The organism is Streptomyces sp. NPDC006368, assembly GCF_040612535.1.
Classification (GTDB): Bacteria; Actinomycetota; Actinomycetes; order Streptomycetales; family Streptomycetaceae; genus Streptomyces.
This window is the reverse complement of sequence record NZ_JBEXQK010000047.1, coordinates 1-20,909: the sequence shown is the minus strand read 5'-3', so window position 1 is coordinate 20,909 and position 20,909 is coordinate 1. Positions and strand designations below refer to the sequence as shown.

19 protein-coding genes are annotated in these 20,909 nt (G+C 73.6%); 11 read left to right on the top strand and 8 right to left on the bottom strand.

What is annotated here, in order from left to right; all coding sequences use genetic code 11:
• Window positions 1-37 precede the first annotated feature (37 nt).
• The 6 genes from ABZZ38_RS26125 (at window position 38) to ABZZ38_RS26100 (ending at window position 7,993) form a co-directional block, all read left to right on the top strand.
• Window positions 38-2,122, top strand: coding sequence for a HEAT repeat domain-containing protein (locus ABZZ38_RS26125; RefSeq protein WP_356744240.1), 2,085 nt, complete (start codon window positions 38-40; stop codon window positions 2,120-2,122).
• A 340-nt stretch (window positions 2,123-2,462) separates the two neighbouring features.
• Entirely contained in the window at window positions 2,463-3,221 is a 759-nt protein-coding gene (locus tag ABZZ38_RS26120) for a hypothetical protein (RefSeq protein WP_356744238.1), read from the top strand.
• Complete coding sequence (locus ABZZ38_RS26115) at window positions 3,218-4,516, top strand: HAMP domain-containing sensor histidine kinase (RefSeq protein ID WP_356744236.1); 1,299 nt, start codon at window positions 3,218-3,220, stop codon at window positions 4,514-4,516. Before ABZZ38_RS26120 ends, ABZZ38_RS26115 begins: the two co-directional genes overlap by 4 nt.
• A gap of 99 nt (window positions 4,517-4,615) precedes the next feature.
• Window positions 4,616-6,004 carry an FtsW/RodA/SpoVE family cell cycle protein gene (locus ABZZ38_RS26110; RefSeq protein WP_356744234.1) on the top strand — a complete coding sequence of 463 codons (1,389 nt, stop codon included), beginning with the start codon at window positions 4,616-4,618 and terminating at the stop codon, window positions 6,002-6,004.
• Entirely contained in the window at window positions 6,001-7,521 is a 1,521-nt protein-coding gene (locus tag ABZZ38_RS26105; protein WP_356744232.1) for a penicillin-binding transpeptidase domain-containing protein, read from the top strand. Before ABZZ38_RS26110 ends, ABZZ38_RS26105 begins: the two co-directional genes overlap by 4 nt.
• A gap of 13 nt (window positions 7,522-7,534) precedes the next feature.
• Window positions 7,535-7,993 carry a DUF3291 domain-containing protein gene (locus tag ABZZ38_RS26100; protein ID WP_356744230.1) on the top strand — a complete coding sequence of 153 codons (459 nt, stop codon included), beginning with the start codon at window positions 7,535-7,537 and terminating at the stop codon, window positions 7,991-7,993.
• A gap of 9 nt (window positions 7,994-8,002) precedes the next feature.
• Here ABZZ38_RS26100 and ABZZ38_RS26095 read toward each other — a convergent pair whose 3' ends face one another.
• On the bottom strand, window positions 8,003-8,725 hold the full coding sequence (locus tag ABZZ38_RS26095; RefSeq protein WP_356744228.1) for a hypothetical protein: 723 nt from the start codon (window positions 8,723-8,725) through the stop codon (window positions 8,003-8,005).
• Between the two features lie 80 nt (window positions 8,726-8,805).
• Entirely contained in the window at window positions 8,806-9,933 is a 1,128-nt protein-coding gene (locus ABZZ38_RS26090; RefSeq protein WP_356744226.1) for a ferritin-like domain-containing protein, read from the bottom strand.
• A 159-nt stretch (window positions 9,934-10,092) separates the two neighbouring features.
• Here ABZZ38_RS26090 and ABZZ38_RS26085 point away from each other — a divergent pair, with 159 nt between their 5' ends.
• The 4 genes from ABZZ38_RS26085 (at window position 10,093) to ABZZ38_RS26070 (ending at window position 13,346) form a co-directional block, all read left to right on the top strand.
• Complete coding sequence (locus tag ABZZ38_RS26085) at window positions 10,093-11,028, top strand: diiron oxygenase (RefSeq protein WP_356744224.1); 936 nt, start codon at window positions 10,093-10,095, stop codon at window positions 11,026-11,028.
• 29 nt (window positions 11,029-11,057) lie between these two features.
• A complete protein-coding gene (locus tag ABZZ38_RS26080; RefSeq protein WP_356744222.1) occupies window positions 11,058-11,780 on the top strand; it encodes a TetR/AcrR family transcriptional regulator in 723 nt (240 codons plus the stop codon).
• 11 nt (window positions 11,781-11,791) lie between these two features.
• A complete protein-coding gene (locus tag ABZZ38_RS26075; protein WP_356744220.1) occupies window positions 11,792-12,064 on the top strand; it encodes a hypothetical protein in 273 nt (90 codons plus the stop codon).
• Window positions 12,065-12,140: 76 nt separating this feature from the next.
• The gene (locus ABZZ38_RS26070) at window positions 12,141-13,346 is read left to right on the top strand and encodes an NlpC/P60 family protein (RefSeq protein ID WP_356744218.1); all 1,206 of its coding nucleotides are present in this window, start codon (window positions 12,141-12,143) and stop codon (window positions 13,344-13,346) included.
• Between the two features lie 118 nt (window positions 13,347-13,464).
• On the opposite strand, the gene ABZZ38_RS26065 is transcribed toward ABZZ38_RS26070, so the two are convergent.
• Genes ABZZ38_RS26065 through ABZZ38_RS26045 form a run of 5 tightly spaced genes read right to left on the bottom strand, consistent with a single transcriptional unit; the run spans window position 13,465 to window position 18,966 of the window.
• The gene (locus tag ABZZ38_RS26065) at window positions 13,465-14,700 is read right to left on the bottom strand and encodes a styrene monooxygenase/indole monooxygenase family protein (protein WP_356744216.1); all 1,236 of its coding nucleotides are present in this window, start codon (window positions 14,698-14,700) and stop codon (window positions 13,465-13,467) included.
• Between the two features lie 28 nt (window positions 14,701-14,728).
• Window positions 14,729-15,331 (bottom strand): ATP/GTP-binding protein, encoded by a 603-nt coding sequence (locus ABZZ38_RS26060; RefSeq protein ID WP_356744214.1) that lies wholly within the window; start codon window positions 15,329-15,331, stop codon window positions 14,729-14,731.
• Window positions 15,332-15,341: 10 nt separating this feature from the next.
• Complete coding sequence (locus tag ABZZ38_RS26055) at window positions 15,342-15,749, bottom strand: DUF742 domain-containing protein (RefSeq protein WP_356744212.1); 408 nt, start codon at window positions 15,747-15,749, stop codon at window positions 15,342-15,344.
• Window positions 15,749-16,237: a roadblock/LC7 domain-containing protein gene (locus tag ABZZ38_RS26050; RefSeq protein ID WP_356744210.1), complete on the bottom strand. Its 489-nt coding sequence runs from the start codon at window positions 16,235-16,237 to the stop codon at window positions 15,749-15,751. Before ABZZ38_RS26050 ends, ABZZ38_RS26055 begins: the two co-directional genes overlap by 1 nt.
• Entirely contained in the window at window positions 16,234-18,966 is a 2,733-nt protein-coding gene (locus ABZZ38_RS26045) for a nitrate- and nitrite sensing domain-containing protein (RefSeq protein WP_356744208.1), read from the bottom strand. The genes ABZZ38_RS26050 and ABZZ38_RS26045 overlap by 4 nt, the downstream gene beginning before the upstream one ends.
• Window positions 18,967-19,350: 384 nt before the next feature.
• Between ABZZ38_RS26045 and ABZZ38_RS26040 the strand changes: the two genes are divergently transcribed.
• Window positions 19,351-20,148 (top strand): hypothetical protein, encoded by a 798-nt coding sequence (locus ABZZ38_RS26040; RefSeq protein WP_356744206.1) that lies wholly within the window; start codon window positions 19,351-19,353, stop codon window positions 20,146-20,148.
• Between the two features lie 34 nt (window positions 20,149-20,182).
• Here the strand turns inward: ABZZ38_RS26040 and ABZZ38_RS26035 are convergent, their stop codons facing one another.
• Window positions 20,183-20,683 carry a MarR family transcriptional regulator gene (locus tag ABZZ38_RS26035; RefSeq protein ID WP_356744204.1) on the bottom strand — a complete coding sequence of 167 codons (501 nt, stop codon included), beginning with the start codon at window positions 20,681-20,683 and terminating at the stop codon, window positions 20,183-20,185.
• Window positions 20,684-20,909 lie beyond the last annotated feature (226 nt).

Here is a 20,909-nt window from a genome sequence, read left to right as displayed (position 1 = left end):
TTGCCCCCAAGTGCAGTGTTGACGGGGAGGGATGGGCATGTTCACGGGGATCGAGGAGGTCGACTGGGCCTCGTTGGGGCATGCCTACGGCCCGGCCGACGATGTGCCGGCACTGCTGCGCGGGCTGGCCTCCGGCGACGCCGCCGAGCGCGAGATGGCGCTGGAGGGGATGTACGGCGCGGTCCACCACCAGGGCGACGTGTACGACTCGACGCTCGCGTGCATCCCCTTCCTGCTGGAGCTGGTGGCCTCCCCCGAGGTGCAGGACCGCGGCTGCATCGTCGAGCTGCTGACCAGCATCGGCGGCATCGATCTGGGCGGCGACGACGAGCTGGACGAACTCGACCCGGAGGGCGAGGAGTTCGAGGACGCGGCGAACTACGCGATGGCGGCGGCGGCCGTCGCCGCGGGCGCCGATGTGTTCGTCGGGCTGCTCGGTGACACGGACCGGGAGGTACGGCTCGCGGCGCCCGGCGCGCTCGCCTCACTGCACGGCGACCCCGCGCGCGTGCTGGTGCTGCTGCGGGAGCGGCTGACCGTGGAGACCGACACGGAGGTGCGGCTGGCGCTGGTCGAGGCGGTGGGCCGGATCGCGCTGCGGTACGAGTCGCTGCGCGACGAGACGGTGGAGTGGCTGGCCTGGCTGATGGGCGCGGCCCAGGATCCGGCGCTGCGGCTGGCGTCGCTGGCGCAGCTGGCGCGGTGTGCGCCGGCGCGGCTGCCCGCGGACGTGGTGGCGCGGGTGACGGGGCTGCTGGCGGAGCTGCGCGCGGCGGCGGCCCAGCCGGTGGAGGCGCTGGAGCCGGCCGCCCGCCCGGTGACGCCGTCCCTGGTGGGGCAGTTGCGGGAGCTGCGCGAGGAGCACCGGGCGGGCCGGGGCACCGCGTGGGCCGACGATCTGCTGCGGACCCTGCACAGCGCGCTGGACGACCGGGTGGACGACCGCATCGCGCTCGTCACGGATCAGCTGCGCAGCCCCGACCGGGGGCAGCGGGCCGACGCCGTGTGGATGTGCGGCGGGCTGGTCCAGACGTGGCGCGGGGCGTACGACGAGGTGGTGCGGCTCGTCGGGGCGCAGCTGTCGGACCCGGAGCCGCGGCTGAGGACGGCCGCCGCGTCATGGCTGGAGGGCCTGTTCGCGCTGGCGCGCCCGGCGGCCGACGCGCTGGCGGCGCGGGTCGCGGCGGACCCCGCGCCGTGGGAGCCCGAGCGGCCGGGCGGGGGCCGGACGTGGCCGGGCAGCGCGCTGCTCGCGCTCACCCGCGCGGGGGATGCGCGGGCGGTGCCGGCCCTGGCGCGGGCGCTGGAGGAGTCCGAGCCGAACGCGCAGCTGGTGTACGCGGTGCCGTACCTCGCGGACGCGGGTGCGCCGCTCGCGCCGGTGCTGCGGCGGAGGCTCGGCGCGCTGCCGCTGGACGAGGAGCTGAGCGAGCAGGCGGGGCCCCTGCTGCTGGCGCTGGCGGGGCTGCGGGCGGTGGACGCGCTGCCGGAGGTGCTGCGGGTGCTGCGGGGCGCGCCGGCGTTCCGCCGGGAGTGGGTGATCGAGTCGGCGCTGCGCGCGGTGGCGGCGTTCGGGCCGGCGGCCCGTGAGGCGGTGCCGGATCTGCGGGCGCTGCTGGGTGACGGTTCGGCGGGGCTGGTGAGCATGGCGGCACGGGCCCTGTGGGCGGTGGACGGTGACGCCGGGGTCTTACTGCCGAAGCTGTGCGGGCTGCTGCGGGCGCCGGACGCCCATGAGCGGCGCGAGGCGGCGTGGGCGGTGGGCGCGATCGGCGGGGCCGCCGGGGCGGCGTGCCCGGAGCTGCGCTCCTGCCTGACGGCACCGGACCTGTGGCTGCGGGTGGACGCGGCGGCGGCGCTGTGCCGGGTGACGGGGGACCTCGAGGAGGCGCTGCCGGTGCTGGTGGCGGGGTGGAAGGAGAACCGGTACACGCGGGTGCGGATCGCCGAATGCCTCGCCGAGCTGGGGCCGGTCACGGCGCAGCCGGCGGCGACGCTGCTGCGCGCCGAGCTGGCCCGGCCCCGCCGGCACAACGTGTCGGAGGGCAGCCCGGGCGATCACGACATCCACGACGACGAGAGGCTGCTCACCCTGTGCCGCCGGGCCCTGGGCCACCGGTAGGACGGAGGCGGGAGCCCAGCGGGCACGCGGACTCCCCGGGCCCGCGGCGTCCGGCACCGCCCCGACGCACGGGCGGGCCCGGCGTACGGTCCCGGCCGAGCAGGCGGTCCCCCGCGTACGGGCGCGCCCAAGGCGACAGACCGGGCCCGGCCCGGGGTGCGGTCGGGCGCCCAGCGGGCACAGCGGCCGGACCCCGCGCGCAGACCGGACCCCGCCCCGCAGGCCGGGCCCCGCCCCGCAGGCCGGGCCCGGCTGCGCAGGCCGTCCCCGCGTGGTCGACAAAAGGGACTTCCCTCCGCATAAGGTTGACGGACGAGCCGCCGCCGACCGCAGGAGCACCGTGAGCCCGCATCGCCCCATCGCGTTCTCCGGGGTCGCGCTGTCCGCGCTCGCGCTGGTCGGGGCGGTGGCGGTGCCGGGGTGCGACGACCCGGGCGGGCTGGAGAGCGCGGGACCCACCCCGACGGCGGTCGGCCCGGTCCCCCTCTGGCCCGATCTGCCGCCCGTGACGGCGCCGCCGATCGACTACGGCGAGAGCGACACCGAGCGCGTCCCCGGCATCGAGGTGCCGGACGGCGATGTGCGCCGGCTCGACCCGGTGGCGGTCGTCCGGACGGAGGCCGCCGCGCACCCGGACCGGTTCAGCGGGGCCGACGGACGGTACGAGGAGACGGTGGAGCGGATCGCCGAGTGCCGGAGCAGGCCGAAGGCGTGCCCGGTCCTGAAGCCGTACTACCGGGATCTGACCGGGGACGGCAGGGACGAGCTGATCGTCGGCATCCGGATGCCGGACCAGCAGCTCGGCCTGCGCTGCTACATGCCGGAGAAGGGCGGTCTGACGCGCATCATGTCCACGGTCGAGCAGATCGTGAGCGTGCGGCTGGCGGGCAGGGACCTGGTCACGCGGGTCGTCTCGGCGGGCATCCCGGGCTATGAGTACCGCACGGCGTGGACGTGGGACGCCCAGCAGCGGGCGATGCTGCCGACGCGGGACGAGATCATCCGCGTCAAGCCGGTGCCGCCGCGCACGGACGCCCCCGACCCGCCGCCCGAGGAGCCCGCGGTCCCGGGGGCGTCGCCTCCCGTGGCCGGGTCATGACCACGCGCCGCCGGCCCCGGCGCCCTCGTCCGCCCGCCTGGACCGCGACGCTGACGTGGAAGGCGGCGGTGTTCATCACGGTCATGTGCTGCGCCCTGGCCGCGCTGCTGGGCACGCTGGTCCATGTCTCGGTGAGCCGCCGGACCGTGGACACGGCCCGCGAGAAGGCCCTGGGTCTGCTGGAGGAGGTGACGGTCGCGTACGAGGCGGGCGAGCCGCTGCCGCCGTTCGCGGGCGTCGACCCGCCCGGCCTGCCGGCCTCGCTGCGCGATCTGGCCACCCGGGGTCGGCGCGGCACGCTGGTGGCCGCGTTCGAGGACCGGCCGACGATGTGGGCGGCCGGTCCTGCGGACGGGCGGGCGCTCGCCGTGCGCGTGGACTACTCGCTGAGCGCGAGCACCATCAGGGGCCTGGACCAGGCGATCGTGGGCTCGTCGGTGCTGGCCATCGGCGCGACGCTGCTGGTGGGCTCGGTCGCGGTCACCCGGGTGACCCGGCGGCTGCATCTGACGGCGCAGGTGGCGCGGCGGATCAGCGCCGGTGACCTGGACGCCCGGGTCAACGACCCCCGCACGAGGGACCCCTCGCGCCCGGAGGACGAGGTCGCGACGGTGTCGGGGGCGCTGGACACCATGGCGTCCAGTCTCCAGCGCAAGCTGCTGAGCGAGCAGCGGTTCACGGCGGACGTGGCGCATGAGCTGCGCACGCCGCTGACGGGGCTGTCGGCGGCGGCCGAGCTGCTGCCCGCGGGCCGTCCGGCGGAGCTGGTGCGGGACAGGGTGAAGGCGATGCGCGCGCTGACGGAGGACCTGCTGGAGATCTCCCGGCTGGACGCGCGCACCGAGAGGGTGGACCTGGACGTGCACGCGCTGGGCCCGCTGGCCGAGCGGGTGGTGCGGGCGTCGGGCACGGACACGGAGGTGCGGGTCGTCCGCGACGCGCGCGTGGAGACGGACAGGCGGCGCCTGGAGCGGGTGCTGGGGAATCTGGTCACCAACGCCCACAGGCACGGCCGCCCGCCGGTCGTGGTGCGCGTGGACGGCCCGGTGGTGACGGTCCGGGACCACGGGCCGGGCTATCCGCCGTACCTGCTGGAGCACGGCCCGCAGCGGTTCCGCACGGACAGCGGCAGCAAGGGCCACGGTCTCGGCCTGACGATCGCGGCGGGCCAGGCGGCGGCGATCGGCGCGGAGCTGGTCTTCTCCAACGCCGACGACGGCGGCGCCGAGGCCCGCCTGACGCTCCCGGAGTACGCCGCGCCCGTGGACACCCCCCAGCCGCCCGACGGGTCCTGACCGCAGCCCTGCCGTGCCCGGCCACCCGAGCCCGCCACACCTATGACATGAACTGTGACATAAAGGGAAATTCGGGTGCGTCTTGCTACGTTGCCGACCATGACCGCAACGAGGGCCGACACCCCGCCGCCCGGCCTGCGCCTGCGCAAGCGCCGGGGGGTGGAGCTGTCCCTCCTCATCGGGGCCGTGCTCATCGCGGTGTACGGATACATCGCCGTCGGCCTCGCCCGCAGCGGCGCCGTGCCCCCGGACGCCGCCGGGTACGGCGCCGGGCTCGGCCTCCTGGCCCTCCTCGCGCACCTCGCGGTGCGGTTCCGCGCCCCGTACGCCGACCCGCTCCTGCTGCCCATCGCGGTCCTGCTCAACGGCCTCGGCCTGGTCCTCATCTACCGGCTCGACCTGGAGACCCCGGGCGACCGGGCCGCCCCCACGCAGCTGGTGTGGTCGACGCTCGGCGTCGGCCTGTTCATCCTCGCCGTCGTCTTCCTGCGCGACCACCGGATGCTCCAGCGGTACGCGTACCTGTCGGTCGCCGCCGCCCTGCTCCTGCTCTCCGTGCCGATCTTCTTCCCCGCGGTCAACGGCGCGAAGATCTGGATCAGGGTCGACGGGCTCTCCTTCCAGCCGGGCGAGTTCGCCAAGATCCTGCTCGCGGTCTTCTTCGCCGCCTACCTCGCCGTCAACCACCACGCCCTCGCGCACACCGGCCGCCGCATCTGGCGGCTCCAGCTGCCCGCCGGCCGTGTCCTCGGCCCGATCGCCGCGATCTGGCTGCTCAGCGTCGGCGTGCTCATCCTGGAGCGGGACCTCGGCACCTCGCTGCTCTTCTTCGGCCTCTTCGTGATCATGCTGTACGTGGCGACCGGCCGCACCGGCTGGATCGCCGTCGGCCTGCTGCTCGCCTCCGTCGGGGCGTTCGTCGTCGGCAGCCTGGAGCCCCACGTCCACAGCCGCGTCGAGGACTGGCTGGACCCGTTCGCCTCGATCGAGGCCGGTCAGGGCCCCGGACAGCTCGCCCAGTCGCTGTTCGCCTTCGCCGCCGGCGGGATGTTCGGCGCGGGCCTCGGCCTCGGCGAGTCCATGCTCATCGGCTTCGCCGCCAAGTCCGACTTCATCCTCGCCACCGTCGGCGAGGAGCTCGGCCTGGCCGGGCTCACCGCCCTTTTCCTGCTGTACGCGCTCCTCGTCGCCCGCGGCTACCGCACCGGCCTCGCCCTGCGCGACCCGTTCGGACGGCTGCTGGCCACCGGGCTCGCCTCCATCGTCGCGCTCCAGGTGTTCGTCATCGCGGGCGGCGTGATGGGCCTGATCCCGCTGACCGGCATGGCGATGCCGTTCCTCGCCCAGGGCGGTTCGTCCGTCGTCACCAACTGGATCATCGTGGCGCTGCTGATCCGGGTGAGCGACTCGGCCCGCGCCCCGGAGGAGGGGACGCCCGGCCCCGGCGCCGTCGCCCCGCCGCCCGCCGTCACCGAGGACGCGCGGTGATCCCCTACATCCGGCGCGCCGCCGCGCTGAGCCTCGTCCTGCTGGTCGCCCTGCTGCTGAACGCGGCGCGCGTCCAGATCGTGGAGGCGCCCTCGCTGGACAAGAACCCGGCCAACCGCCGCCCCACCATGGCGCGTTACGCCCAGCCGCGCGGTGACATCGTGGTCGGCGGCAAGGCGGTCACCGGCTCCCGGGACACCCGCCAGCAACTGCGTTACGAGCGCACGTACACCGACGGCCCGCTCTACGCGCCGGTCACCGGCTACGCCTCGCAGACGTACGGCACGACGCTCGTCGAGAACGCCGAGGACCCCGTCCTCTCCGGTACGAGTCCGCTCCTCGCGCCCTTCCCCTTCTGGAACGACATCAGCCGCACCCGCCGCCCCGGCGGCACGGTCGTCACCACCATCGACCCCACGCTCCAGCGGACCGCGTTCGAGGGGCTGCGGGGCAGGCGTGGCGCGGTCGCCGCCCTCGACCCGTCGAGCGGGCGCGTCCTGGCGCTGGTGACGAGCCCCTCGTACGACCCCGGTGAGCTCTCCGGAACCGGGAAGGGGGTCGCCGACGCGTGGACCCGGCTCAACGCCACGCCGAGCCAGCCGATGCTGAACCGGGCCATCCGGCAGACCTACCCGCCCGGCTCCACCTTCAAGATCGTGACGGCGGCGGCCGCGCTGGACGCGGGGGTCGTCACCGACGTCGACGCACCGACCGGCACACCCGACCCGTACCTGCTGCCCCACACGCGCACGGCGCTGCCCAACGAGGCGACCGGCTGCGGCAACGCCTCGCTCGCGTACGCCATCCGCTGGTCCTGCAACACCGTGATGGCCCACCTCGGGGTGAAGGTGGGCCTCACCGGAATGCTCGACGCGGTGGCACGCTTCGGCTTCAACGACGGGCGGCTGCGCATCCCCTCGGCGGTGGCGCGGTCCAACTTCGACCGGGACATGACGGCGGACCAGCTCGCCCTGTCCGCCATCGGCCAGTACGACACGACGGCCACCCCGCTCCAGATGGCGATGGTCGCCGCCGCCGTCGCCAACGGCGGGGACCTCGCGTACCCGTATCTGATCGACAGGACGACCACCTCGGGCGGCAGGGTCGTCGCACAGACCGTCCGCCGCTCCTACGGGCAGGCCATGCAACCGTCGACGGCCGTCCGGCTGCGGCAGCTGATGCTGGACGTCGTCGAGGGCGGCTCGGGCAGCAAAGCGGCGATCGACGGCGCGAGGGTCGGCGGCAAGACCGGCACCGCGCAGCACGGCGTGGGCAACATGGGCACCCCGTACGCCTGGTTCATCGGCTGGGCGCAGGCCGAGGACGCGGGCCGCCCGGCGGTGGCGGTGGCGGTCGTCGTGGAGGACGCCTCGGCGAACCGGGAGGACATCAGCGGCGGCGGCAGCGCGGCGCCGATCGCCCGGTCGGTGATGGAGGCGGCGCTGCGCGGCGAGGAGGCGGAGAGCGGGGACCGTCTCACTCCGCGAAACCGGCCGGGGTGGCCCTTCCGGCCGTGACTATGGTGCGCCCATGCCGTACCAACTGGCCCAGGTGAACCTGGCCCGCCTCAAATTCCCCCTGGACTCCCCCGAGTTGAAGGAGTTCGTCGACGCGCTCGACCCGGTGAACGCCGTGGCCGACACGGCCGACGGTTTCGTCTGGCGCCTGAAGAGCGAGAGCGGCAACGCCACCGACGTCCCCGTCTTCGGGGACGACTGGCTGATCGTCAACATGTCGGTGTGGCGGGACACCGATGCCCTGACGGCCTTCATGTACCAGGGGCGGCACCGGGAGCTGCTCAGCCGCCGGTACGAGTGGTTCGAGCGGGTCGAGGAGGCGATGACCGCGCTGTGGTGGGTCGCGGAGGGCCAACGCCCGACGGTGGCGGAGGCCGAGAAGCGCCTCCTGCGGCTGCGCGAGCACGGCGCGACGCCGCACGCGTTCACCCTGCGCCACAGCTTCCCGCCGGGGACGGACGACCTCGGCTGACGTCCGGCCTCAGCTCAACGGCGCGCGCATCTCCGCGCGCACCGCGGCGGTCGTCCCGGCCAGCTTCCGCAGGTCCACCGTGCGCGGGTCGCGCGCGGAGACCTCGGGGGTGACGAGCGCGACGAAGGAGGCGGTGTTGCCGTCCCCCCAGGCGCACATCGGCACGGTGCTGGTCCGGCCGGCCGCGGTGGAGCGCGTCACCTGGCAGCTCACGGTCACGTCAAAGCCGGCCGGCCGGAACTCCTTCGGGGGCACGACCAGCGTCGTGCCCGGGGAGGTGGCACCGCCGTCGAGGATCTGCTCGCGGGTGGGGCCCGGGTTCTTGATCTGACCGTAGAACCCGGACACGACCAGCGCGCTCCCGGGCTCACCGGCGTATGTGGCGACGACCGCCGCGGTCAGCCGGACGGTGGGGTCCTTGCGGTCCTCCGCCTCCAGGCCCTTGCCCTCCCTCCCGGAGGAGTCGCCGCGGAGCTTGTACGCGCCGCCCAGCAGGGTGGGTGGCGCGGTCAGCCGGTACTCGGCGGCGGGGTAGGAACCGCCGGCGGCGGAGAGCGCGTCCAGGCCGTGCTTGCCGGCCCAGGCCAGGACGGCGAGCACGGCGAGCGATCCGGCGGCGATCCCGAGGACGAGCCCGATCCGCTTCTTCCCCGGTGACGCCGGCGATGTCGCGGACGCCGGCGGCGGCCCCCCGACGCCGGGCGGCCGATGGGGCGAAGGAGGCGTGCTCACACCCGAATGCTACGCCACGTGTCCGCACGGACACGTTCGGCGTCCGACCGTCCTCGCCGCCGCGCGGCCGGTGCACCCCGTCACTCGGCGGCGCCCTGCGCGATCGCTTCCGTCACCTCCGCCACTCGCTCGGCCTCCTCCGCGGCGAAGCGTTCGCGGTCGAGCCGTTCGGCGATCTCCTCGTCCTGGGACATCAGCAGGTCCAGGTTGGAGTCCCCGAGTTCGAAGACGCCCATGTCCAGGTACGCCTTCTGGAGCCGCTCCCCCCACAGGCCGATGTCCTTGACGCACGGCACGATCCGGCTGAACAGCAGCTTGCGGAAGAGGTGCAGGAATTCGGACTGCTCCGAGAACCGTGCCGCCTCCTTCTTCGGGATGCCGAAGTTCTCCAGCACCTCCACGCCGCGCAGCCGGTCGCGCATCAGGTAGCAGCCCTCGATGACGAACTCCTCGCGCTCGCGCAGCTCGGCATCGGTGAGCTGCCGGTAGTAGTCGCGCAGCGCCATCCGCCCGAAGGCCACGTGCCGGGCCTCGTCCTGCATCACGTACGCGAGGATCTGCTTCGGCAGCGGCTTGTCCGTGGTGTCGCGGATCATGCCGAACGCGGCGAGCGCCAGGCCCTCGATGAGGACCTGCATGCCCAGGTAGGGCATGTCCCAGCGGGAGTCGCGCAGGGTGTCGCCGAGCAGGCCCTGGAGATTGTCGTTGATGGGATAGAGCATCCCGATCTTCTCGTGCAGGAAGCGGCCGTAGATCTCGGCGTGGCGGGCCTCGTCCATCGTCTGGGTCGCGGAGTAGAACTTGGCGTCCATGTCGGGGACCGACTCGACGATCCGCGCCGCGCAGATCATCGCGCCCTGCTCGCCGTGCAGGAACTGGCTGAACTGCCAGGAGGCGTAGTGCCTGCGCAGCTCCGCCTTGTCCTTCTCGCTCATCCTGGCCCAGTAGGGCGTGTGGTAGAGGGTCAGCGCCTCGTCCGGTGTACCGAGGGGGTCGTACGGGTCGACCTCCAGGTCCCAGTCGATGCGCCGGGCGCCGTCCCACTGCTTGTCCTTGCCCTTCTGGTAGAGGGCGAGGAGACGGTCACGGCCGGCGCCGTTCCGCCGGCCGGGAAAGACGGCCTCCCAGCTGAAGCGGGCGGCGCCGGCGGCCGGCACCTCCCATATCCGGTCTGCCGGATCGTTGACGTAGAGGTCGTGCGTCGACACGGACGGCTCCTTCCCCGGTGCGCTGGCGGTAGTTGGCAGGCTCACACTTGCTAGACGCCGGGTCAACAAGTCGCGCACAGGGGATTGACGACCTTGCTGACACGCAGTCTTATAAGGGATGACCCCCAGTAACCCCAACTGCGCGAGGTGCCCTCAGCCATGACCACCGTGACCGAACGCGACATACATCAGCTCCGCGACGCGCTCGGCCCGCTCCGGGACCGTGAGCAGGTCGCCGAGCGCCTGCTCGAATCGTCCGCCAAGCACTCCTTCGATCCGGACAAGGAACTCGACTGGGACGCCCCGCTCGAGGAGGGCAAGTGGTTCTGGCCCCCGGAGCTGGTCTCGCTCTACGACACCCCGCTGTGGCGGAAGATGTCCGAGGAGCAGCGCATGGACCTCGCGCGCCACGAGGCCGCGTCGCTCGCCTCGCTCGGCATCTGGTTCGAGATCATCCTGATGCAGCTGCTGGTGCGCCACATCTACGACAAGTCGGTCACCAGCAACCACGTGCGGTACGCCCTCACCGAGATCGCCGACGAGTGCCGCCACTCGATGATGTTCGCCCGCATGATCCAGAAGGGCGGGGCGCCGGCGTACCCCGTACCCCGGCTGTACCACAACCTCGCCCGGGTGCTGAAGACCGTCTCCACCACCCCCGGTTCGTTCGCGGCGACGCTGCTCGGCGAGGAGATCCTCGACTGGATGCAGCGCCTGACCTTCCCCGACGAGCGCGTCCAGACGCTGGTGCGCGGCGTGACCCGCATCCACGTGGTCGAGGAGGCCCGCCATGTGCGGTACGCCCGCGAGGAGTTGCGGCGCCAGATGGTCACCGCGCCGCGCTGGGAGCAGGAGTTCACCCGGCTCAGCTGCGGTGAGGCGGCCCGCGTCTTCTCCGTCTGCTTCGTCAACCCCCAGGTGTACGAGAACGTCGGCCTCGACCGGCGCGAGGCGGTCGCCCAGGTCAGGGCGAGCGGCCACCGGCGCGAGGTCATGCAGTCGGGCGCCAGGCGCCTGACCGACTTCCTCGACGACATCGGGGTCCTGCGGGGTCCTGGCCGGAAGCTGTGGAAGAGCTCAGGACTCCTGGCCTGACGATCTCCCCACGCAGCTACGCTGCGGGCATGACCAGTGCCGCCACGCCCGCGTACCGACGGCTCAGCGTCGGGGAGCGCCGCACCCAGCTCCTCGGCGTCGCCCTCTCGCTCTTCGCGCACCGGGCGCCGGAGGAGGTCTCGCTGGACGACGTCGCCGAGGCGGCCGGGGTCTCCCGGCCGCTCGTCTACCGCTACTTCCCCGGCGGCAAGCAGGAGTTGTACGAGGCGGCCCTGCGCTCGGCCGCCGACGAGCTGGAGCTGTGCTTCGCCGAGCCGCCCGTGGGCCCGCCGACGGAGCGGCTCACCCGGGTCCTCGACCGCTACCTCGCCTTCGTCGACGGGCACGACGCCGGGTTCAGCGCCCTGCTCCAGGGCGGCAGCGTCGCCGAGACGTCCCGGACGACGGCGATCGTGGACGAGGTGCGGCGGGCCGCCGCCGAGCAGATCCTGCTGCATCTCGGCGTACCGCACCCCGGGCCCCGGCTGAGGATGATGGTGCGCACCTGGATCGCGGCGGTCGAGGCGGCGTCCCTGATCTGGCTGGACGAGGGGAAACGGCCACCCGCCGGGGAGCTGCGCGCCTGGCTGGTCGACCATCTGATCGCGCTGCTGACGGCGACGGCCGCGACCGACGAGGAGACGGCGGGCGCGGTGGCGGTGCTGCTGTCGCGGGAGACGGCGCAGGGGCCGGTGGGCACGCTGGCGCGCCGGGTGATCCCCGTGGTGAGCGAGGCCGCGCACCTGCTGTGACACTTGCTCTCGTGCGAAGCGAGAACACCCCCTTCTACGGCGGCCCCCTGGACGGCCGGGTCCTGCCGGTCCTGACCGGCCTCACGGGCCACCCGCCCAAGTGGTACGTCGTCCCCGTCCCCTCCGACGACGGCGGCCCGCCGACCGTCCACGCGTACCGCCGCGTCCCGGCGGGCCACACCGGGCGGCTGAGGCTCCAGCGCGGCTGGAAGTACGAGTACGCGCCCGGGGGGCGGGAGCGGCGCGAGCTCAAGTGGCCCTGGTCCAAGCCGTCAGCGGAGTGAACACGATGCCCCGAACCGCCCAGTAGTACGTTATTCGCACCATTACCGCCGCAGGATGGGCAGCGGAGGTGATGAAGTGTCAGGAAAACTGCTGCGGGCCGTCTGCGCGGCGGCGGTGCTGGTGGCCACCACGGCGCTGCCGGTCGCGGCCGAGCCCGCGCCGGCGACGACGCCCGCGCCGGCGCCGTCCGGGTCCGCCGAGCCCGCCCCCGCCGAGTCCGGGCCGACCGGGTCCGCCGAGCCCACGGCGGGCGAGTCCGCCGAGCCGACCGTCAAGGAGCTGCTCGCGCGGCTGCGCACCCTCTACCAGCGGGCGGAGGAGGCGACCGAGGCGTACAACGCCGGCGAGGAGGAGCTCAGGACCCACATCGCCGAGACCAAGCGGCTGACCGGCGCGCTGACGAAGGTCCGGGGCGAGCTGGCGCGCGGCCGGGAAGACGCGGGGAGGCTGGCGCGCGCGCAGTACCAGGGCCGTACGGACTTCTCCTCGGCGCTGCGGCTGCTGCTGGCCCGGGACCCGGACCACGCCCTGGACCAGGGCCATGTGCTCCGGCGCGCCGCGCGCGAACAGGCGGCGACCGTGGCGCGGCTGGAGCGCGGCGAGCGGCGGGCGGACGCGCTGGCGACCGCCTCACGCCGGGCGCTGGACCGGGAGCAGACGCTGACCGACCGGCTGCGCAAGGCCCGGGACGACGCCCAGGCGCGGCTGAAGGAGGTCGAGGAGCTGCTCGCCTCGCTCACCGAGGAGGAGACCGAGCGGCTGACGGCCCTGGAGGCCGAGGAGACGTCCGACGCCCAGCGGGAACTGCTCGCCACGGGCGAGCTGGACGAGGCGCTGAACCCGTCCGAGGACGGCGGCGAGGCTCTGGAGTACGCGGCCGAGCAGATCGGCAAGCCGTACGAGTGGGGCGCCGAGGGCCCGGAGTCCTTCGACTGCTCGGGCCTCACGTCGCGGGCGTGGGCGAGGGCGGGGCGCGCGATCCCCCGGACGAGCCAGGAACAGTGGCGCACGCTCCCGAAGGTGCCCCTGCGGCAGCTGCGCCCCGGTGACCTGGTGATCTACTTCCCGAAGGCCACCCACGTGGCGATCTACCTGGGCGGCGGCCGGGTCATCCAGGCCCCGCGACCCGGCGCCCGCGTCAAGGTCTCGCCGCTGGCCGCCAACCCGCTGCTGGGCGCGGTCCGCCCGGACCCCACGGCCCGGCCGCTGCGCTCCTACACCCCGCCGAGCCTGCCCACGGACGCGTCGGCGGGCTCCGACGAGGGGAACAACCGGCCCTGAGGGCGTGCGGCGCCGCCGCCCCCGCACGCCCCGGGCCGGTCGTCGCGCGGCACCCCGGTGGGCGGGGAAGGGACCACCCCAGCCGGGCGCGGCTGGGGTGGTCCCTGCACGCCACTGCTCAGGATCCGGACACCGAGGCCAGGTAGGCCGACGTCTTCTCCGGGTCGTAGAAGAAGTTCTCGAAGTCCGCCGGGTCGTTGAAGCCGTTCGCGAAACGATCCGCCACCGGCTGGAGCTGTCCGGCCGCGCCGATCAGGTTCAGCACGTGCTCCGGCGGGGCGCCGAGCATGGCGTTCGTCCACTTGGTGACGTGCTGTGCCGTCTCCCAGTAGCGGTCGAACGTCTGCTGCATCCACGCCTCGTCGAAGGGCCTGTCGCCGTGCGACACGATCGCGTCCAGGTAGGCGGCGGCGCACTTGGAGGCCGAGTTGGAGCCCTGGCCGGTGATCGGGTCGTTGGCGACGACGACATCCGCCACGCCGAGCACCAGGCCACCGCCCGGCAGCCGGCCGATCGGCTTGCGGACGGTCGGGGCGTACCGGCCGGCCAGGGTGCCGTTCGCGTCCGTCAGGTCGACCTTCGTGGCCCGCGCGTACTCCCACGGCAGGAACTTCTCCATCAGCTCCAGCGTGAGCGCGAGGTGCTCGGAGGGGTCCTTGACACCCTGGAAGACGTCCAGCGGCCCACCCGGGACGCCCTCCCAGAAGAGGATGTCGGCGCGGCCCGACGTGGTGAACGTCGGCATGACGAAGAGCTCGCCGACGCCCGGCACCAGGTTGCACCGCACCGCGTCGAACTCCGGGTGCTCCGGACGCGGCCCGAGCCCGTGGACATAGGCGACCGCCAGGGCACGCTGCGGCTCGGCGTACGGGGAGCGGGAGGCGTCCCGCTCGAACATGGAGACCAGCTCGCCCTTGCCGGCCGAGACCAGCACCAGGTCGTAGGTGCGCGAGAAGTAGTCCAGGTCGGAGACGGCCGCGCCGTGGATCACCAGCTGGCCGCCCCGCCGGGCGAACGTCTCCATCCAGCCGGCCATCTTCACGCGCTGGTCGACGGACTGGGCGTACCCGTCCAGCTTGCCGACCCAGTCGATCGCCCGCGTGGCGTCCGGCGCCGCGACCGAGACGCCGAGGCCCTCGATGCGCGGGGCCTGGGACTCCCAGAAGTTGATGCCGAGGTCACGCTCGTGCTGGAGCGCCGTGTGGAACATGCACTGCGTGGACATGACCCGGCCCGCCCTGATCTCGTCCGCCGTGCGGTTGGACATCAGGGTGACCTCGTACCCCTGCGACTGGAGTCCCAGGGCCAGCTGGAGACCGGACTGGCCGGCTCCGACGATGAGTATCTTCCGCATCGAGAGGGGTCTCTTTTCCTTACTCGCGTTACTCGGGGGTGACTTCGAGCGCTCTGGAGACCAGCACCAGCAGCGACTCGACGACCGTGTTCCGCTTCCGGGCGTCCATGATGACGATCGGTACGTCGGGCGGCACGGTCAGCGCCTCCCGTACGTCCTCGACCTCGAACAGCTCCGTCCCCTCGAAGTGGTTCACGGCCACGATGTACGGCAGCCCGCAGCTCTCGAAGTAGTCGAGCGCCGGGAAACAGTCCGTCAGCCGCCGGGTGTCCGCCATCACGACCGCACCGATCGCGCCGCGCACCAGGTCGTCCCACATGAACCAGAAGCGCTGCTGCCCCGGCGTGCCGAAGACGTACAGGACGAGGTCGTCGGCGAGCGTGACGCGGCCGAAGTCCATCGCGACGGTCGTGGTGGTCTTCCCCGGGGTGGCGGCCAGGTCGTCGGTCTCCGCGCTGGCCTGCGTCATCAGCGCTTCGGTCTGCAGCGGGGCGATCTCGGAGACCGCCCCGACGAACGTGGTCTTGCCGACGCCGAAACCGCCGGCGACGACGACCTTGGTGGCGATCGGGGCGCGGGTGTGATCCAGCTGCCAGTCCTGGAGCTGCTCCTGCGGCTGCTCGACGAGCATGTCAGTGACGTCAGAGACGGCGGAGTCCACCCAGCACCCTTTCGAGCAGCGCGCGGTCGGGCCGGCCGGTGCCGTGATTCGTCCCGTACACACGTATCTTTCCCTGGTCGGCCAGGTCGCTGAGCAGCACCCGGACGACCCCCAACGGCATCTTCAGCAGCGCGGAGATCTCCGCGACCGTACGCATCCGGCGGCAGAGCTCGACGATGGCCCGCATCTCGGGCATGACGCGGGGGGCGAGCCCGCCGTTCGACAGCTCCTTGCGCTCTTCCGGCGCTTCCAGGGCGGCCACGAACGTCTCGACGAGCAGGACGTGACCGAAGCGGGTGCGACCGCCGGTGAGCGAGTACGGGCGTACGCGGGCGGGCCGGCGGCCGTCGCCGCGGACGGGCAACCGGCCGGCGGCAGAGGCGGACATCACTGGGCGGCCTCCATCGATTTGCGCAGTTCACTGCGGAGTTCGGGGGTCAGGACGTGTCCGGCGCGGCCGACGAAGAGCGCCATGTGGTACGCGATGACGCTCATGTCGCAGTCGGGCGTGGCGTGCACGCCGAGCAGTGAGCCGTCACTGATCGCCATCACGAAGAGGCTGCCCTCCTCCATGGCGACCATGGTCTGCTTGACCGAGCCGCCGTCCATCAGCTTGGCGGCGCCGATGGTGAGGCTGCCGAGGCCGGAGACGATCGTGGCGAGGTCGGCGCTGGAGCCCCGGGGGCCGTCGGAACGGCTGTTGGACACCGGGGCGGCGGTGTTCCGGTCCGGGTCGGAGGAGAGCAGGAGCAGCCCGTCGGACGAGACGACGGCGACGGAACGGACCCCTGGCACCTCCTCGACGAGGTTCCCCAGCAGCCAGTGCAGGTTACGGGCCTCACTGCTCAGCCCGAGTGTGCCGGTCGTCCCAGTCAACTGCGTGCCTCCTCGACTGTGTCCCCCGTCTCTTCGGTCTGGTGCGTCTCCGCGGTACCGGACACCTCGGCGATCTCCGCCTCGGCGTCACGGCGTCCTTCCAGGGCACCCTTGTGGAACCCGCCGAGCCGGCGGCGCAGCGCGTCGGCGTCGATCCCGCCCTTGCGCGCGGCGCGTGGCTCGGACGTCGTCACGACCTTGGGCGTGCGCTTGGGCAGGCCCTTGTCCGTGACACGCTCCCACTTCGGCTCCCTGGCCGGGGTCTCGTGGGAGTCCGTCTCCCGGGCACCGGTGTGGTGGGCGTCCCCGGTCGGCCCGGTCTCTCCGGTGTTCTCGACGGGCTCGACGGGCTCGGTCTGCCCGGCGTGCCCGGCGTGCTCGGTTGCCGCGGTGCCCTCGTCGGTGGGGCCGGTGGCGTCCTCGGCGGCGTCGGCGTCGTCGGCCGGTGGGCGCGGGGCGCGCACCTGGAGGGTCGCCTCGCGGATCGCCGACTCCGCCGCCGCCACCAGCGGGTCCGTACCGTCCGGGGCGTCGGCGACGGCCGTCTCGCCGCGTGCTCCACGGCCGCCCGGCAGGGCGTTGGAGTTGGCCTCGGCCACCGAGCCGGGCAGGTTCAGCGTGGGCGCCGTCTCCGTGACGGACAACGGCGCCGTCGGCAGCAGGGCCTGCGGCAGGACGACCACCGCCGCCACGCCGCCCTGCTTCTGCTCCCGCAGCTGGACGCGTACGCCGTGTCGCGCCGCCAGGAGCGCGGCGACGCGCAGGCCGAGGCCCTCGCCGTCCTGGTCCGCCACGGCCCGGCCGTCCGGGTCGGGGTCGGCGAGGCGGGCGTTCAGCTCGGCGAGCCGGTCCCCGGTCATCCCTATGCCCTCGTCCTGGACGGAGAGCATGACCTCGCCGCTCTCCAGCAGCCAGCCGGAGAGCTGCACCTTGGCGTCCGGCGGCGAGAACGACGTGGCGTTCTCCAGCAGCTCGGCCAGCAGGTGCGAGAGGTCGTCGGCGGCGAATCCGGCCACCTGCGCGTGCGGCGGCAGGGACTGGATCGTGACCCGCTCGTACCGCTCGATCTCGCTGACCGCGGCGCGCAGCACGTCCACCAGCGGTACGGCCGCCTGGTGGGCGTGGTTGTGCTCGTGCCCCGCGAGGACCAGCAGGTTCTCGCTGTGGCGCCGCATGACCGTGGCCATGTGGTCCAGCTTGAAGAGGGTCGCGAGCCGCTCCGGGTCCTGTTCGCGCTCCTCCAGCTTCTCGATGACGCCGAGCTGCCGTTCGACGAGCCCGAGCGTACGGAGGGAGAGGTTGACGAACGTGTGGTGGACGCTGTGCCGCAGCCCCTCAAGCTCGGCGGTGAGCTGCTCGGTCCGCTCGCGCAGCTCGGCGCGCTGGGTGGCCAGTTCGGCGGCGAGCGCCTCGCGGGCGGCGACCGCGTCCGTACGCTCGTCGTCCAGGGACTCCGCCCGGGCGGCCAGGTCGAGCAGCTTGCCGTGCAGGGCGTTGAGGGAGCGTACGACCTGGGCGAACTCGTCGTTGCGGCCGGTGAAGCGGACCGGCTCCTCCACCTCGGGCGCCGCGGCGATCCGGGCGGCGCCGATGCGCAGGACGGCGAGCGGGCGGGTGAGCGTCCGGGCGACGGCGGTCGAGACGCCGATCGCGACGAGCAGGCAGCCGCCGAGGAGGGCGATGCGCAGCTCCAGCGCGGTGACGTCGTCGTCGCGCAGCCGCTCCATGCGCTCGACCTCGCCGGTGGCGAGGGCGGACTCGACACCGCGCATCTGCTCGATGCGGGCGGTGAGCGCGGCGGCGACCTTCTCCTCGTCGACCTTGCGCTCGGCGCTCGTCAGTTCGGGCTGGTCGGTGAGCCGGTCGAGGTAGCCCTCGGCGGTCTTGACCTCGGGGCCCGTGACGGTACCGGCGAGGCGGTCCCGGGCGGCGGGGGCGGCGGCCCGGTCGAAGTCGGCCAGGGCGGCCTGCTCGCGGACGCGGGCCCGCTGGGCGGCGGCGCTGAGCGCGTCGCGCGTGCGGCCGCCCGCGGCGTCGTCCGGGTCGTCCCGCGGGACGAAGCGCCCGGTGGCGGGGTCGTAGACGGTCGCTCCGGCGTCCTTCGCCGCGGGCACGGCGAGGGCGCCGAGGAGGAGGCCGCGGGTGGCGGACGCCTGTTCGACGGCGTGGCCGAGTTCGGCGGCGGCGCGGGTGCCGGCGTCGTCGGCGCGGTCCGGGGTGCGGTCGGCGAGGTCGGCGGCGAGGGCCTGGAGCTCGGCGATGACGTCGGTGTACGCCCGGTGGGCGTCCATGGCGGTGCCCGTGCCGGTGAGGGCGGCGCGCCGGAGGGAGGGGACACCGGCGAGCGCGCGACGCACGTCGTCCGGCGCGTCGGAACCGTCGGCGGCGATCTCGTCGATCTGCCGGTCGACGCGGGCCCTGTGGTCCCCGCCGACCGCGTGCTCGGCGTCCTCGTCGTCCCGGCCGGCCGCGATGTACGCGGTGACCTCGTCCCGCTCGTCGGCGAGCGAGTGGGCGAGGGTGACGGCCTGCCGGTTCAACTGGGCGAGGGTGACCAGCTGCTGGGAGTCGGTGAGATCCTCGGACGCGGTGAGGACGGCGGGGGCGCCGGCCCCTATGACGGTGATGCCGACGAGTGCCACGCCGGCCACGAGCCGACTGCGGACCCGTACGCCGCGGCCACCCGGTGCCTGCTGAGGGTCGCCGGGAGTGTCACTGCGCTTCTGCACCGGTGCTCACATTCTTGAACTCGTCCACCCATGAAGCAGAGGTGACGGCCGTTCACCACGTGAAGTCCCACCCCTGGTACGGCTTCCGACCATTCCAGCGCTTTTCGGTAGGCAGCACGCATCGGCCACTCCGCCACCCGAACGAGTGAACAACAATCAGGAGTTGGCGAACAACTCGCCCGGGTGCCCGCCCCGCGTCCGTACGCCCGCCGGGCTGGATCTTCCGCGCGGGCTTTGGCAGGATGCGCGCCCGCACCTTCCCGGAGTCGGGCATTCCGACCGTGTCCGGACGCGAAGGGCGCGCTGACCTGCTGACGCGGGTCCGGTTCGGGCCTGCGGTGGGCCCTGTGAAGAACTCGTGCGCACTGCGGCAGACTGAGCCCCATGCACGCCGAGACCTTCTCCGTCCCGGGCGACCGGGAACGCCCCAACGAGGACTGGGCTTCCGTGGTGGTTCCGGCGCCGGGCGGGGGCGGAGTGGTGGTCGTACTGGACGGGGTGACGCCGCCGGAACGCGACCACGGTTGTGTGCACCCGGTCCCCTGGTTCACCGCCCGGCTCGGGGGCGCGCTGACCGAACTGTCCGCTTCGCGACCGGACATGACGCTGGTGGAGATCCTCGCGGAGGCGATCCGGCGTACCGCGGACGCCCACCGCGATACATGTGACCTTTCTCACGTGCGAACTCCTCAGGCAACCGTGGCCATGGCGCGGTGGGACGCGCGGGCGGTCGAACATCTGGTCCTGTCCGACTCCGTGCTTCTGCTGGAGTCCCCCGACGGGGCGGTACGGGCGGTGGTGGACGACCGGCTGGACCGGCTGCCGCCCGGTTCCCTGGCGAGCGACGCGCTCGTGGACGCGACCGTACGGAACCGGGAGGGCGGCTTCTTCACGGCGGCGGCCGACCCGTCGGTGGCCGCACGGGCGGTGACGGGCCGTACGCCGACCGCCGAGGTCCGGGCGCTGGCGGCGCTGACGGACGGGGCGACCCGGTGGACGGAGCGGTTCGGGGCGGGCGACTGGGCCGACTGCTTCGCGGTCCTGCGCAAGGAGGGCCCGCGGGGCCTGATCGGCCGGGTGCGGGAGCTGGAGACGGCCGGCGCGGCGGCGCGTGAGGGGGCGGGCCGCCCGCGCCGCGGCAAGACGCACGACGACGCGACAGCGGTGTACATGGAGCTGTAGCCCCGCTCCGTCCCGGGGAGCACGCGCCCGTGGGCTAGGGGGTGTCCTCGCCGCCCGCGTTCAGCTGGTGCAGCAGGCGGGCCAGCTCGGCGACCTCGGCGCGGTCCCAGCCGGCCAGCTTGCGGCGGTAGCGCTCGCGGCGGGCGTCGCGGACGCGGCGGAAGCGGGCGCGCCCCTCGTCGGTGAGGCGGACGAGGGAGGCCCGGCCGTCGGCGGGGTCGGGCTCGCGGGTGACCAACCCGAGCTCCTCCAGGGCGCGCAGCTGACGGCTCATCGTCGCCTTGCCGACGCCGAAGTAGCCGGCGAGGTCGGTGGCGCGCTGGCTGGCGGTGGCGTCGAGGCGCACGAGCAGGCCGTACGCGGCGGGCTCCAGTTCGGGGTGGACCGCGCGCGCCATTTCGCCGGACTGGGCGCGGGCGCGGCGCAGGAGGACGGCCAATTCCCGTTCCAGGGCGAGGAACTCCGGGTCCGTTCCGGTCCCCCTGCCGCTGTCGCCATCGCTTCCGGTACCGCTTCTGTGCACGTCAGCACCCATCGTGCGCTTTCCCGACTCTGAAAGTTTCCGCCGTCAGCGGGCAGTGCCGCAGCGTGCACAGTATTTCGCAGGCGTAGACCAACGGCGGCGCCCGCCCCACCCCACCGCGACGGCCCGCTCACAAGATGAGCGGGCCAGGACGTGGGGCCGGTGACCGTAACCGTCAATCGTCGCCCGTCGCCCGTCGCCCCGTGGCCGCGAAGGCGGCTCGGGCACCACTCGCCGG